Genomic DNA, 14914 nt, shown 5'->3' on the forward strand with positions numbered 1-14914 from the left:
CCGGCTCATGACAGTCCCCAGGGTTGCAGCAGCCGGCCCACCTGGGCCGCCAGGGCGCGGCTGTGCGCCAGGGCCTGGTCCGATGGCAGGTGCACCGGGCCCAGCGTGGTTGCGCCAGGTGGCGTTGCCGCGCCCGACAAACCGGCCAGCCGCCCGGCCAGCTGCCGCAGTTCGGCGCGGGTCAGCTGGGCAAAGGCCAGCCGCAAGGCGGGCAGGCCGGCCAGGAAGGCGTCTTGCGGCCAGTGCCCAATGCCGTCGCTGAGCAGGCGCAGCAGCGGCGGATGACTGAGCAGCCAGCCCTTGGCCACGCGCACAAAGCCCTGCAGGTACTCGCCCATGGCGGCAGCATCGACCTGCGCCAGGCCCAGCATGGCGCGCAGGGCGGCATCGGTCTGCGCAATCTGCCAGCGGCCGGCCATGCTCAGGATGCCGGCGGTGGCGCCGCGCACGCGCGCAGGCGTGCTGCCGGCTCCTGCCTCATGCAAGGCGGCACAGGCATCGTGGAACAGGCCGGCGTCGGCCCAGGGTACGGCGCGGCAGACCATGCCGTGCAGATCGGCCAGGGCATCCAGGGCCTGCACCTGCTGGACGGCATCGCCCTCGCCCAGCCAGGGCAGGCGCAGGCAGGCCTGGGCAAAGCAGCGCCGCAGCAGCGGCAGCAGGCGCGCCAGGCCCACGCCGCCCAGCGCATGGCGGGCCTCGTAGGCCAGGGCCAGGCAGCCGGTGGCGCGGGCCAGGGCCAGGGCGTCGTGGCTGCGCTCCATCCAGGCCTGCACGGTGTCCAGCACCTGCTGGGCAATGCCGTCCAGGCCCATGACCAGCACTTCCAGCACGCGCTGCGCCGGCTCGGTGTCGGCGGTCTGCGACAGCCGCTCCAGCACGCGGTGGACAGCGGCCTCTTGCAGGCTGGAGCCGTGGCGCATGGCCTCGGTGAGTGCCACCGTGGTCTCGACCTGCCAGCCCAGCGTCCAGACCTCGCGCACGCGCGCCAGGCCGGTGCCCGCCACAAAGTCCGGTCCCGCCAGGCATTGCGCATAGGGCACGCCCAGGTAGCGCAGCCGGTGCAGTCCCTGCGAAAGGCGGCGGTGGCGGGCGCTGCGGTAGATGTCCAGCTCCTTGCGCACGGGTGCGGCAGGCCGCACGGGCAGGCGGTGGCGCAGGCAGAAGGCCTGTACATCGACCAGCAGCGGGGCGGCCGGCGCGTTGGGTGGCAGCTGGCCGTAGTCGTCGGCGTCCAGCAGCCATTGACCAGTCTGCTGCCCGGCCTGCGGCTCCATAGGCTGCGGACGCAGGGCCTGGGCATGCTCCTTGAACACGGCGCTGTCCAGCGCTTCCAGCAGCTCGGCCCGGCCGCCGTGGCAGGCGCGCAGTGCAGCCAGGCCATGGGCCAGGCGCACGGCCTCTGCCGCGTCGGGCAGGCTGGCGGGCAGGCCCCGGGCACGCAGGCCGTTCACGGTGCGTGCCGCCATCTCGGGCCAGGCCTGGGCATCGGGTTGCGAGGCGCCCTGCTCCAGCGCCTGCCAAACGCCCTGGTAGTAGCCGGGCATGGGCATGCCGGCCGCGTAGCCGCTGGCACGCTCCAGCCGCTGCAGCGTGTAGGGGATGAGATGCACGCCCACATCGATGGGCTGACCGGCCGCAGCCGGACGCTCGGGCGCCGACAGGCCAGCGGTGATCCCAGCCACGATGCCCGCCACATGAAAGCCGCCGCAGACCACCAGGCAGCGCCCGCCTTCGGCCAGGGCCTTGCGGACCTGGGCGGCCATGTGGGCCTCGCGAGCCCTGTCTTCGGCATCAGGGCCCGCGCCGCCCGCTGCCTCGTCCCGCTCGCGCAGCAGCTGGCTGAAGGCCAGCACGCCGGCAAAGTACGCCTGGGGCGAGGCGTCCTCATTGCCCGATTCGTAATGCCGGTCCCACCATTCGTCGAAGTCTCGGCAGCCGCCGGCCTGGATGAGGCCGGCCAGCACGTCGGGCGCGCGCCGCGAGGGTTCGTCGGCCAGCAGGGGTTCGGGCGCGCAGGCGAAGTAGTCCAGCTGCGCGGCCTGAGCAAGCCGCGCCGCATAGGGCAGGTCGATGAAGCGCACATGGCTGCGCAGCCGCACCGCCTCGCGCAGGGCCACCCATTCAGGAGAGAAGGCCGCAAAGGGCACATAGCAGCGGCAGCGCCAGTCGTCCTCCAAAGCGCCATTCGCGCCATTCGAGCCATTCGTTTCATGTGCGCCATCGCCGCCTGCCACGGTCGCATGCAGGTAGGCCGCCAGCGGCGGACGCGCCTGGGCGTGCTGCAGCGCAGGCAGCAGGGCATCGAGTTCGCCCGGGCCTTCGATCAGCACGTGGGTGGGCTTGAACTCGCGCATCAGCGCGCGCAGGTGATGGGCGCAGCGCGGGCTGTGGTGGCGCACGGGCACCAGGCGCAGCTGCGGCAGCGGCGCCAGCCACGCGGCAGCGTCAGTGCTCACGGCCGCCTGCGACAAAGTCCTGCCAAGCCGGCTGCCCTGCACGCTGGCGTGCCACCACGCGCAGGTATTCGGCGAAGCGGCGGCGGTCCTCGTCGTCGTCCTTGATCACCGTGCCCAGCAGGTGGCGCGCCAGGTGGGCCGGACCCACGCGCTCCTGCCCGAAGTACCAGCACTGGCAGGCGGCGTTGAAGGCCACGTCGATGGCCTCGGCCGTGGACAGCACGGTGCCCGGCCGCTCCACGGCCGTGCCCTCCACGCTGCCGCTGCGCAGCTCCTGGAAGGCCGTGGCCAGCAGGGCCAGCACATCGGGCGCGACGGTGGTGCCGATGCGCTGCTGCGCCAGTGCGCGGCCCACCTCCTGCCCTATCAGCGCGGCCTGCGCGGCCACGCCTTCGAGCGGGCGCATGGTCTCGAAGTTGAAGCGGCGCTTGAGCGCGGCCGACATCTCGTTGACGCCGCGATCGCGCAGGTTGGCCGTGGCAATCACATTGAAGCCCGGCCGTGCCAGCAGCCAGGGCTGCTCGTGCTTGAGTTCGGGAATCTGCAGCAGCCGGTCGGAGAGCACGGGCACCATGCAGTCCTGCACTTCGGTGGAGCAGCGCGTGATCTCCTCGAAGCGCAGCAGCCGCCCTTCGCCCATGGCGCGGTGCAGCGGGCCGGGCACCAGGGCCTCGGGGCCGGGGCCGTCACGCAGCAGCAGGGCGTAGTTCCAGCCATAGCGGATCTGCTCCTCCACCACGCCGGCACCGCCCTGCACGGTGAGCTTGCTGTCGCCGCTGATGGCGGCGGCCAGCAGCTCGGACAGCAGGGACTTGGCCGTGCCCGGCTCGCCCACCAGCATCAGGCCGCGCTGGCCGGCCAGGGTGACGATGGCGCGCTCGACCAGGGCATCGTTGCCGTGGATCTTGCGGGCGATTTCGGGGCCGCCGCCATCCGGGGCCGGGCCGCCCAGGATGAAGCGCCGAACGGAGCGCGGGCTCAGGCGCCAGCCGTCGGGGCGCGGGCCCTGGTCGGCGGCCTGCAGGGCCGCAAGTTCATGGGCGTGGGCCATCTCTGCCGGCAGCCGCTGGGCGGCAGCTTCCGGGGTGGGCGCTGCAATGCGTTTGGTGGCCATCAGTCGCTCTCTTTGGTGCTGGCCGATTTGGCGGCGATGGCCGCGAACTGCGCCATCAGCGTGGCCTGCAGCGCGCGCGGCCACTGCTGCGGCTGCAGCCGGAGCCAGCGGCCATCCTCGCCGCGGTGGCTGCTGTCATAGACCACGGCGTGGGCGATGTCCACGCCGTGGTCCAGTTCCATGAACGGCATGTAGCGCCCGTGGTGAAGCTCGATGTACAGCTGCGGGCCTGCCAGGTCCAGCCTGTGCTCGTAGATGCCGGGGCCGTCCCCCACGGGGCCGGGGCGGTAGTTCCACTTGGCCAGCAGGCCGGACAGCGCGCCCTGGCGTATCTGCAGCGGGCCGGCGGGGTGCAGTGCATGGTTCTTCCACTGGCTGGCGTCGGGCAGTTGTGCGCCTGCGCCCAGCTGGTCGATCAGCGGCTGCAGCTCGTAGTCGGCCAGGCAGGTGCGCCAGGCCTCAACCTCGCCCGCTGCGGCATCGACCGGATGCCAGAGCAGCACCTGCGCATCGTCGGGCAGCTCCACGGCATCGTCTGCGGCATCGAGCAGGGAAAAGTCCTCGGCAATGCGAAAGCTGGCGCCCTGCTCCAGCCGCCAGATCAGGGTGCGGCCCATGATGCGCAGCAGGGGATGCTGCAGGAACAGGCGGCGCCAGCGCGGGACGGACCAGCGCTGTCCCGTCATGAAGGCGGTACCCATGCGCGGCGCCTGCTGCCTGGCGATGGCCTTGACGCCAGCGGCAACGGTCTTGAATTCGGCCTGTGCCGCATTCCACTGAAGGCGCAGCGATTCGTCCTTGAGCGCAGGCAGGGTCTTGGAGGCCTTGCCCTTGTCGCTCACCACGCGCAGGCTCAGGTCGCCCTGCAGCTGCAGGCGGTAGCGCTGCGGGCCCACCTCCAGCACCAGGCCTTCGCCGCCCAGGCCGAAATCGGGCGTCAGCTCGTCATACAGCTCGATCAGGCTCAGGCCGCGCCGCTGGGCGGCTGCCTCCAGCGCGTCATGCGCTGCCGCAATCACCAGGTCCTTGAGCTTGCGCGAGGTGGACAGGGTCTGGACCTGGGACAGCGCGTACAGCGTGTCCAGCGCACCGAGCTGCTCCACGGCGATGATGGCGCGCAGCTTCTTGCTCCAGCCCCAGGCCTTCACGGCGGCCACCAGGGTCTGCACCAGGCGGTCGTCGACATGGCCGTTGGCCAGTCGCAGCGCCCAGCGCGCCTTGGGCTCGCCCTCCAGGGCCACCCAGGCATTGACCAGGTGCAGGGACAGCTGGGCGCGGCTTTCGGCCGGCACATGGGCCAGCAACTGCTCCACCAGCGGCGGCAGCTCTTCCTCGGCCGTGGCCACCAGATGCAGCACGATGCGGGCCGCATGCTCGGACAGCGGCGCGAACAGGGCCAGGGTCTCTGGCTGGTCATAGGCCTTGATGCTGCTGGAAAAGCGCTTGAAGCGCGCCACGCGGGCCTCCAGTGCGTCAAGCGGCACCCGGCCCCCCTCCCCCTGCGCCACGGTCAAAGCACCCGGCACTGGCACACCCAGGGCCAGCAGCCGGCCCTCGACCATGCTTTCGGAGCCCAGGTCCAGGCTCGTGCGCAGCAGCGCCTGCAGCAGCGGCGCGACCCCGGGATCGGGGTGGTCCAGCAGGATGTCGCGGCAGGCCAGCTGCATCGCCTTCTCGCGCCGCTGCAGCCAGGCGTTGGACTCGAAGACAGCGCCTACGGCCTGCGCATCCAGCCCTTGCATGAAGCGCGCCACCGCTTCGCGCAGCGCCCGCGAGCTGCTGGCCGCCAGCAGTTCGCCCAGCAGGGGCAGCCGGGCATGCAGCATGGACGGGTCCAGCTGCGCCAGCAGCGGGGCCAGGCGCACGGTGGGAATCTCGCGCAGATAGTCGGGCTGCTCGGCCAGCATCTGGTTGAGCAGTCCGATGAAGGGCTCGATCCGCGATTTCTGCAATATGCAGCGCAGCAGATGGGGCAAAAGCTCCGGGTAGCGTGCCTTCCAGATCTGCTGGGCGACCACCGCATCGAAGTGGTACTTGGGCTGCCATCCTTCGATCCAGGCGACGAAGGGCGCGGAATCCTCCCGCACCAGGCGGTCGAAAATGGGGATGAAGTAGTCGGCCGGCTCATGGTCCGCCCTGCCCAGCAGCAGGTTGACCAGTTCCAGGCGCCGCTGGGCGTCGGCGCCCAGGTCCCAGCGCAGCGCGATCAGGCCCGCGTCTTCGTTGATGGGCTTGTCGTCGAACCAGTCGGGATGGCGGCGGTAGAAGTCGTACCAGGGCGCGCAGCGCTGCGGGTGCGGAACGTCGCTGTGCCGCGTCAGGTAGACATCGCGGATGTCGGCATAGAGCGCGCCACCGCGCTCGGCCAGCTCCATCAGGTCCTGGTCGTCCAGGCTGCCCAGCAGCAACTTCCAGTCGGCTCTGTCATACCCGCCACCGGACTGGACGTTCAGCTCTGCGGCCCAGTCCAGCAGCTGCATCACCCGTTCACGGCTGATGCCCGGGTACCAGAGCCAGCCGAACATGTCCAGGATGCGGATTTCACGGTAGTCGTTGTCGCCGTCCGGCGCAGGTGGACGGGCCAGGCTGGCGCGCGCCATCTGCTCGAACTCGGCCGCAAGCTCGGGGCTATGGCGTGGAATGTCGCCGTCCAGGCTGCCGTCGATCCTGCACCCGAAGGGGATGGTCTGCCGCGCGAAGGCCAGCCACAGGTCATGGTCATGGGTCCAGGGCAGATCGAAGTTGCCCAGGGCGCGGATGGGGTTGGAATAGTCGTCGAAGGCCTTGCGCGTGAAGGCGCCCACTTCGTCATGCCGGCCCGCGCGCATGCGGCTGGCCAGCACCTGGACCAGTTCGGCGGGTGGCAGCGAGGCGCTCAGTTCCTCCAGCGTGGCCTGGTCGGTGTGTTCTAGGGTCGAAGAGTTCATGGATTCAGGGGTTCTGGAGGGAGTCAAACCTGGGCTGCAGCCGCGCCCGCAGCGCGCGAGGCCAGGGCCTGGAGCATGGCGCACAGCGATGCCTGCAGCGGCAGCGGCCATTCGGCCGGGGGCAGCAGGCGGTCGGCGGCCATGTCGCGCAGGGCAAAGCCTTCGATGTCGATCTCATGGCCGGGCTCGTAGTACGGCATGGCCGCGCTGTGCAGCAGTTCCACGCGCCAGTGCTGCACGGCAAAGTCCCGCAGGTGCAGGTAGATGCCGGGGCCATCGCACACGGGGCCGGCATGAAAGCGCCATGGCCCTGCCAGGGCGTCCAGCGCCTGCTGCGTGAGCCGTATCGGTGCCAGGGGCTGCAGCAGTTCCGGCTGCCACTGGCTGGCCAGCGGCAGGTCGGCGGGCGCATCGACCTGCTCGACCAGGGCCTTGAGGCCGTAGTCGGCCAGGCATTCGCGCCACTGCGCACGCTCCTGCTCGGTGGCCTGCGCGGGGTGCCACAGGGCGATGCGGCCCTCGGCCGGCAGTTGCACCGCGTCGCTCTGGGCATCGACCAGGGACAGGTCCTCGGCAATGCGCAGGCTGAACGGCTGGCCGGCCGCGGGCTCCACCCGCCAGACCAGGCCCTGTGCCACCACGCGCAGCAGCGGGTGTTCCAGGAAGAGGCGGCGCCAGGTGGCCAGCGGCCAGTGCCGGCCCAGCATCAGGCAGGACTGCAGGCGCGGCGCCTGCTGCTGCAGCACGGCCTTGATGCCCTTGGACAGCGTCTTGAGCCGCGCGGCGGCCGCCTCCCACTCCGTGCGCAGGCCCTCGTCGTCCAGGGCCGGCAGGCTGCGCACCAGCTTGCCGGCCGGCGTGCGCAGGCGCAGCGACAGGTCGCCCTGCAGCAGCACGTCATAGGTCTGCGCGCCCACCTGCAATTGCACGCCCCGGCCCAGGTCGAAGTCCGGGGTCAGCTCGTCGCCGAGGTCGGCCAGCGCCATGCCGCGCCGCGCGGCGGCCTCGGCCAGCACGGCCTGCGCGGCGGCCAGCACGCTGGGCTTGAGGGTCTTGCCGGTGGCCAGGGCCTGCACGCAGGACAGGGCATAGACCGTGTCGAGCCGGCCCAGCTGCTGCAGCGCGACCACGGCGCGCTCCTTGCGCGTCTTGTGCCAGGCCAGGGCGGCCGAGGACAGCACATCGACGATGCGGTCGTCCGCCGCGCCGGGCAGCAGCTTGAGCACCCAGCGCGATTCGGGCGCGCCATCGGCAGCCACCCAGTGCTGGACCAGGGCCAGCGCCAGCCGCGCACGGTTCTCCGCGCCGGCCTGGGCCAGCAGCTGGTGGGCCAGCGCAGGCAGCTCCTGCGGGCTGGAGGCCGCCAGGTGCAGCAGCGCACGCGCGGCCTGGGCCGACAGGGGCGCGAGCAGGTCCAGCAGCGCCGGCTGGTCCAGCGCGGCAATGGCGGGCGACAGGCGCTGCAGGCTGGCGGCCTGGGCTTCAAGCTCTGCCAGGGAGCCGGCATCGCTGCCCGCTGGCATGGCCTCGCCGCCAGGTGACCCGGCTGCGTCCGCAACCGGGGCTGCGGCACCCAGATCCTTCAGTCGCGCCTGCACCGGGCCTTGCTCGGCCACGTCCAGCAATCCACCCGACAGCAGTGCCGACAGCAGGCTGCCAGACGCCGGATCAGGATGGGCCAACAGCACATCGCGGTAGGCCAGCACCAGGTTCTTGTTGGGCTTGGCCAGCCAGCCGGCGGCCTGGGGCGCATCCACGGGCAAGGCAGACAGCGCCTGTGCCAGCGCCGCACGCAAACCCTTGGAGGCACTGCCGGAGGCGGCCTTGCCCAGTTGCGGCAGCAGCCGCTGCAGCGTGTCCACGCGCAGCGCGGGCAGCAGGTGCGTGAGCGGGCCGGCGGCCAGCCGGGCCAGGTCGCCAGGGCGATCGGCCAGCAGGGTCTCGGCCACCGGGGCGTAGCCGGCGCGGTCGGATTCGTGCTTGCAGCCGTCTGCGCAGGCCGGCAATAGCAGCGGCAGCAGGGCCGGCCACCGGGCTTCCCACAGCCGCTGCGCCACGGCGGGATTGATCGCCAGGTGGCCCAGTTGCTTGAACCAGGCGGCCAGGGGCGCAGCGTCGGTCTGCAGCATGCGCTCCACCAGGGCTCGGTCATGCGGCCAGTCATCGTCCGAGGCAAAGCACAAGGCCTTGAACAGGTCCTGGGCCAGCAGGTCGCGGCGCGCGGCATCGGCCGTCTCCCAGCGCGATGCGATCAGCACGGGCTCGGGCAGGCGCAGCTGGTCAAGCACGGCGGGGAATTGCGCAAAAAAATCCCGCCACAGCGCCCAGCGCTGCGCTGCAGGCCGCGTGCGCTGCAGCAGCAGCTGGCGTTGGACGATGTCGCGGCTGAGCTGGCCGCCGCCGTCCTCGATGGCCATGGCCAGCAGTTCGGGCTCGGGCAGCTGGTGCAGCAGATGCTGCCACTGGCAGTAGTACTGCGCGCCGGGCGCAATGCCGGCCTGTGCGCTCAGTTCCCGCGCCCAGCGCAGCAGGCCGGTGATATCGGCACTGGACATGCCTTCATGGCCCAGCACGCCAAACACCTGCCTGAGCACGAGGTCGTAGCCATCGCGCAGTCTCCAGGGCTGGTGGGTGCGGCTGCCCCAGTCATCCAGCCAGGCGCGGGCCAGTGCCGTCAGCTCTGCGGTCAGCTCGGCACTGCGCCGGGGCACGCCCGGGTTGCCTCCATAGAACTGTCCCAGCGGAAGGCTGATGCGTGCCAGCGCCAGCCACAGCGCGTGGTCGCGCTGCCAGGGCGCATGCTCGCCGGGCAACTGGTGCAGCCGCTCCTGGCACAGGCTGCTGCTGTCGCGCAGGAAGTCCGCAACCTCGGCATCACGCCCCTGGGCCAGGCGCTTTGCCAGTTCGGCGGCAAAGGCCGGCATGCCCTCGCGCCCAGCCGGCGCGGCCGTGTGCAGTTCGTACAAAGCCTGCAGGGGAAGCGCTGCTGTCTCGTTGTTGCTCATGGTCTGTGGAGTCTTCGGTGATGGGCGATCGGCCGGCCAACGTTTCAAGGGAGCAAAGGTTCACAAAGACAAGGGCTCAGGCAGCCGCCTTGGCCGCCAGGGCCAGCCACTGGCCTTGCAGCGTGGCCAGCAGCGGCTTGGGCAGCCGCGCCGGGTCGGCGCTGGCCCCGTAACCCTTGCTCAGGTCGTGCACGCGCAGGCCTTCCACGGCCACGGGCAGGCCCAGGTCCAGGTAGGGCGGGAAATAGCCGTGCGACAGCTCCAGGCTCAGCTCCAGCGCGGGCAGGCGCCACACATGCTCGTTGATGCTGGGGCCATCGCCCACGGGGCCGGGCCGGTAGCCGAACTTCTTGAGCATGGCGCCGAGCTGCTCCTGCGCCAGCGTGATCGGCGCGGGCGGCAGCAGCATGCCGTTCCTGAACTGGCTTGGCGCGGGCTGCTCGGCGCAGGCGCCCAGCTGGTCGACCAGGGGCTCCAGCTCATAGTCGGCCATGTAGGCCTGCCAGGCCTCGCGCTCGCCGGGCTGGGCCGTGGCCGGGTGCCAGAGGCTGATGCTGCAGCCTGCCGGCAGGGCCACGGTTTCATCCTCCACATCGACCAGCGAGAAATCCTCGGCCAGGCGGAAGCTGGTGCGCGCCAGGCCCGGCGCATCCTCTGCGCGCCAGATCAGGCTGCGCCCAACGATGCGCAGCAGCGGGTGGGCCACGAACAGCCGCTGCCAGCGATCCAGCGGCCAGCGCTTGCCGCTGACCAGGGCCGCCAGCATGCGCGGCGCCTGTTGCTTGACCACGGTCTTGAGGCTGGTGGACAGGGTCTTGAGCTGCGCAGTGGCGGCCTCCCATTCGGGCTTGAGCGCCTCGTCCTTGACCGCAGGAATGGTCTTGCTGGCCTTGTTCCTGTCGTTGATGACGCGCAGGCTCAGATCGCCCTGCAGCTCCACGCGGTAGCTGTGCGGCCCGACCGTGACCGTCAGGCCCTGGCCCAGGCCGAAGTCGGGGGTCAGCTCGTCGAAGAGCTCGGGCACGCTCATCTTGCGGCGGGCAGCGGCAGCGCGCAGGGCGCTGCGCGCCGTGCGCTGCACCTGGTCCTTGAGCGAGCGCGATTCGGAGATCTCCTGCACGCGCAGCAGAGCGTAGAGGCTGTCCACCTCGCCCAGATGCTCGACAGCGGCGGCCGCGCGCTGCAGGCGCGGGCGGTTCCAGGCCTGGACGGCGGCCACCAGCGCATCGACCACGCGGTCATCGGCATGGCCGGGCAGCAGCCTGAGCGCCCAGCGCTGCTTGGGTTCGCCCTCGCAAGCAATCCATTGCTGCACCAGGGCCAGCGCCAGGCGCGCACGGTTGTCGGCCGGAATGCGCGCCAGCAGCTCGCCGGCCAGCGGCGGCAGGCCGCCTTCGGCAATGGCGGACACATGCAGCAGCACGCGGGCCGCGTGTTCGGACAGCGGCGCGCACAGCGCCAGCAGCTCGGGCGTATCGAAGGGCTTGATGGCCGCGCTCAGGCGCTTGATGGAGGCGATCTGGGCTTCCAGATCCATGCCGCCAGCGGCACACGCTGGCGATGCGGCATCTGCCTGGCTTTCTTCCGATGCCGAGGCGCCCTGCCCTGTCAGGCCCAACTGCTGCAGCCGCTGCTGCACGCTGCTGGCCGAGGCCGCATCCAGCTTGCCGCCGGCCAGCAACTGCGCCAGCAAGGGACCGACAGCGGGGTCGGGGTGGGCCAGCAGCACGTCGCGGCAGGTCAGCAGCAGGTTCTTGGGCGGCTTGTTCAGCCAGCCGGCATCCACCAAGCTGGCCAGCGGAATATGGGCGGCCAGGCCGGCCATGGCGGCGCGCAGGCCCTTGGCGCTGCTGCCTGCGATGAGCGGGGTCAAGGTGGGCAGCGTGGCCTTCAGGCTGGCGGTGTCGAACGCGGGCAGCACATTGACCAGGTCCTTGACAGGCACCTCGGCCAGATCGGTCGGTCGGCGGGTCACCAGTTCGCGGATCGCGCTGCGGTAGCGGCGCAGCTCGTCCTCGCGGTCGCAGTGCTGGGCAATGGCCGGCAGCAGCAGGGGCAGCAAGGCGGCATCGTCCTGCTTCATGACATGCATGGCCAGCGCCAGGCTGATCCGATAGCCGCCGTTCTCACGCAGCTGCCTGGCAAAGGGCGCGGGATCCTCGGCCACCAGGCGGTCCAGCAGCTGCAGCGCACGGGTACGCTCCCCGCCCTGGGCATGGCCCAATTGGCCCATCAGGGTGCCCGCCAGTTCCTCACGCCGTGGGGCATCTGCGCTGGCCCAGCGCTGCTCTATCAGGTCCGGATCGCCTATGTAGGTCTGGTCATACAGCTCGGGATGCGCGGCAAAGAAGCCCATCCAGGACTTCCAGCCCTGCCCCTTGGGCTGCTTGGGTTGGCGCTCTTCGCGGTAGTGCACTATCACATCGGCGAACAGCTTGCCGCCCACGGCGGCGTAGCGCTGCAGGTCGGCATCGTTCAGCTGGGCGATCAGCCGCTTCCAGGGCGCGTGGTACTCGGTGTCGGGCTTGTACTCACCTTCCTTGCGCAGCGCCAGCGTCCAGTCCAGCGTGGCCGTCACTTCCTCGTAGGGCATGCCTGGATAGCAGAGCCAGGGCACCAGGTTGCCCAGCACCATGCCTATGCCTTTGAAGACCGGCAGATCCGCGCTGCGGGCATGGGCCAGCCATTGCTCGGCCATCACGCGCACTTCGGCGGCCACCTTGGCATTGGTCAGCTTCTCGCTGAGCCCTGCCGGCGCATGGCCGCGCGGCACCGTGAGCCGTGCCAGGGCCAGCCAGCGCTCACCGTCATGTGTCCAGGGCGATTCGCTGCTGTTCAGGCGCCCCAGCATGTAAAGGCAGCGCTCCTCGCAATCACGCAGGAAAACCTGCACCTCATCGGCCCGCCCGTCATGAAGCCGGGCATCAAGTTCGGCGGCAAAGGCCTCTTCGCTGAGGCCTTCGTCCAGCCGGTCATAGAGATCGCTCAGGGAAGCTGCGTGAAGATCGGTAGTGCTCATAAAGATGAGGAGATGAACAATGTGGGCAGCCGCAAACCGGGGCCTGCCGGGATGGAGACGGGGGTGGAGCCTGCACGGGATGGACGCAAAGGTTCTTGATCCATTCGGACAGTTCCTCGGAAAACTCACAGATTCATGCCCTGCGTATGTCGTCAGCTTCGGAAAAATCTGTAGCGCCGTCGGCAAGGAATGCGCCATTGTTCAGCGGCACGCGCGCGGCGCGGGCGCCGATCTTGTCAGGTCGCGGACCCGGGCACTTGACAGGCTGTCAAGCAGCCGACTGCCACCGCTGCGGGCCATGGACTGTACTGGGGACTTTTCGCCCAGGCGTACTGCCCGGCCCCGCCATGCCGCCGATACCATGGACCGCGACATGACCCCGGAGACACCCCATGCCCATGCCCATGCCCCTGTCCCAGACGCACAAGCTCTTTGACGACGACGCCTACCTGGACAGCTGCGAAGCCACCGTGATCGCGGTCAGCCCCGAAGGCATCGAGCTGGATGCCACGGTCTGCTATGCCCGCAGCGGCGGCCAGGCCGGAGACACCGGCACGCTGATCCTGGCCGACGGACGCAGCCTGGCGGTCATCGACACCATCTATGCCGATGACCGCCAGCGCATCCTGCATGTGCTGCAGACCGATGCGCCGCCCCAGGTCGGCGAGCGCGTGCAGGTAGCCATCGACTGGGACAGGCGCCACCGTCTGATGCGCCTGCACACCTGCCTGCACCTGCTGGGCGTGCTGGTGCCCGTGCCCGTGACGGGCTGCAGCATCTCGCCGGACTCGGCACGCCTGGATTTCGACCTGCCTGAATCCACGCTGGACAAGGCCGATCTGACGGAGCGCCTGAACGCCCTGATCGCCGACAGCCATGCCGTGAACGTGGACCGCATCACGCCCGAGCAATTGGCCGCCCAGCCCGACCTGGTACGCACCGCAGGCGCGGCGCCCCCGGGCGGCACGGCGACGATCCGCATCATCGACATCCCCGGCCTGGACCGCCAGCCCTGCGGCGGCACGCATGTGCGCAGCACGGCCGAGATCGGCACGGTGGCCGTCACCAAGATCGAGAAGAAAAGCCGCACCAACCGGCGCGTGGTCGTGCAGTTCGCCTGAGGCCTGCCGGACCTGCCTGGCCTGCCTTGGCTGCCGCCCCGCGCCTCAGGACATCCAGGACCTGGGCGCCGAGGGGCCACCCGGCTCACGGGACCCCTCGCCGCCCGGAGCCACCCCTTCGGGCTGGCTGCCGGACTTTCGCATCAGCTGCAGGATCTGATCGAGCTTGTCCTGCTCAACAGCGATCGAGTGCAACCTGAACAGCACGTACGGAATGAGGACGCTGGCACAGGCCATGCCCGCCAGCGCCGTCTGTTGCTGGGAGCTGTCGACGAAGAACGCCGTCAGCAAAAAGATGGCGCCAATGACAGCGCCTATGAAAACCATCATTCTCATAAACCCCCTCTATGTGCCGCAATCGTACCCAAATGTGACTGAGGTGAGTAGAGGCATGCGAGCTGTGGGGTTGCCCGTCGCCAAAAGACGACGGACGGCAAGTGATTCCGGGCGACAGCCACCGCGCATACCGTGCCGGCGTGACGCCATACCGCATGCTTGGAGCGCAGGTCTTCGAACTGTTTTGACTTGATTCAAATCAACCCGTCCTCCCCCATCCTGTCTATGCTGGAGGCAGCCATACAAAGCATCCATGGCGACAGACCGCCTGCCGGTCCATGGCCACCGGATGCCAGCCACCTCACCCGCTTTTCAAGGAGAAAACAATGGCAATGCAATGGAAACCCGTCCTCTTGGCCCTCGCAATGACTGCCGTCGCCGCACCTGTGCTGGCCGCCGACTGCGCCGTCGAGATCGAAGGCAATGACGCCATGCAGTTCAACAAGCCCACCATCAGCGTGCCCGCCAGCTGCAAGCAGTTCACGGTCAAGCTCAAGCACGTGGGCAAGCTGCCCAAGACGGCCATGGGCCACAACTGGGTACTGAGCAAGACGGCCGACCTGCAGCCCGTGGCCAATGACGGCATCGCCGCCGGCGCCGCCAAGGACTTCGTGAAGGAAAAGGACGCCCGCGTGATCGCCCACACCAAGGTGATCGGCGGCGGCGAGACCGACTCCGTGACCTTCTCCACCGCCGCCCTGAAGGCGGGCGAGGCCTACAGCTACTTTTGCTCCTTCCCCGGCCACGCCGCGCTGATGAAGGGCACGCTGACGCTGGCCAAGTAAGCCGGCGATCTGCCTTGGCCCGGGACCTTGCGCCCCGCGCCCTACCCGGCGGCACTTCGGTGCCGCTTGTCGTTTCCGCCCCTCACATTTGCGGGACCGGGCAAGCCACGCTTGCCTAGCCTGCCGGTCCCTGCCGGTCCCTGCCGAT

At 69.9% G+C, this 14914-nt stretch carries 8 protein-coding genes; 2 read left to right on the forward strand and 6 right to left on the reverse strand.

The features are described 5' to 3' along the window. Window positions 1–5 precede the first annotated feature (5 nt). The 5 genes from ACF8ML_RS16675 to ACF8ML_RS16695 form a co-directional block, all read right to left on the reverse strand. Window positions 6–2459 carry a DUF5682 family protein gene (locus ACF8ML_RS16675; RefSeq protein ID WP_392407440.1) on the reverse strand — a complete coding sequence of 818 codons (2454 nt, stop codon included), beginning with the start codon at window positions 2457–2459 and terminating at the stop codon, window positions 6–8. Further along, window positions 2449–3573, reverse strand: a complete 1125-nt coding sequence (locus ACF8ML_RS16680; RefSeq protein WP_047327403.1) for an AAA family ATPase — start codon at window positions 3571–3573, stop codon at window positions 2449–2451. The genes ACF8ML_RS16675 and ACF8ML_RS16680 overlap by 11 nt, the downstream gene beginning before the upstream one ends. Beyond that, complete coding sequence (locus ACF8ML_RS16685; RefSeq protein ID WP_392407442.1) at window positions 3573–6500, reverse strand: DUF4132 domain-containing protein; 2928 nt, start codon at window positions 6498–6500, stop codon at window positions 3573–3575. Before ACF8ML_RS16685 ends, ACF8ML_RS16680 begins: the two co-directional genes overlap by 1 nt. A 23-nt stretch (window positions 6501–6523) precedes the next feature. Then, complete coding sequence (locus ACF8ML_RS16690; RefSeq protein ID WP_392407443.1) at window positions 6524–9505, reverse strand: DUF4132 domain-containing protein; 2982 nt, start codon at window positions 9503–9505, stop codon at window positions 6524–6526. Between the two features lie 76 nt (window positions 9506–9581). Next, a complete protein-coding gene (locus ACF8ML_RS16695) occupies window positions 9582–12524 on the reverse strand; it encodes a DUF4132 domain-containing protein (protein ID WP_392407445.1) in 2943 nt (980 codons plus the stop codon). A 398-nt stretch (window positions 12525–12922) separates the two neighbouring features. On the opposite strand from ACF8ML_RS16695, the gene ACF8ML_RS16700 reads away from it, so the two are divergent. Then, entirely contained in the window at window positions 12923–13645 is a 723-nt protein-coding gene (locus tag ACF8ML_RS16700) for an alanyl-tRNA editing protein (protein WP_392407571.1), read from the forward strand. 45 nt (window positions 13646–13690) lie between these two features. Here the strand turns inward: ACF8ML_RS16700 and ACF8ML_RS16705 are convergent, their stop codons facing one another. Further along, window positions 13691–13981 carry a hypothetical protein gene (locus tag ACF8ML_RS16705; RefSeq protein ID WP_392407446.1) on the reverse strand — a complete coding sequence of 97 codons (291 nt, stop codon included), beginning with the start codon at window positions 13979–13981 and terminating at the stop codon, window positions 13691–13693. Window positions 13982–14307: 326 nt separating this feature from the next. Here ACF8ML_RS16705 and azu point away from each other — a divergent pair, with 326 nt between their 5' ends. Beyond that, window positions 14308–14766, forward strand: coding sequence for an azurin (azu, locus tag ACF8ML_RS16710; protein WP_392407447.1), 459 nt, complete (start codon window positions 14308–14310; stop codon window positions 14764–14766). Window positions 14767–14914 lie beyond the last annotated feature (148 nt).

This window comes from Delftia sp. WSY_10 (genome assembly GCF_043104705.1).
In the GTDB taxonomy this organism is placed as follows: Bacteria; Pseudomonadota; Gammaproteobacteria; order Burkholderiales; family Burkholderiaceae_C; genus Comamonas; species Comamonas tsuruhatensis.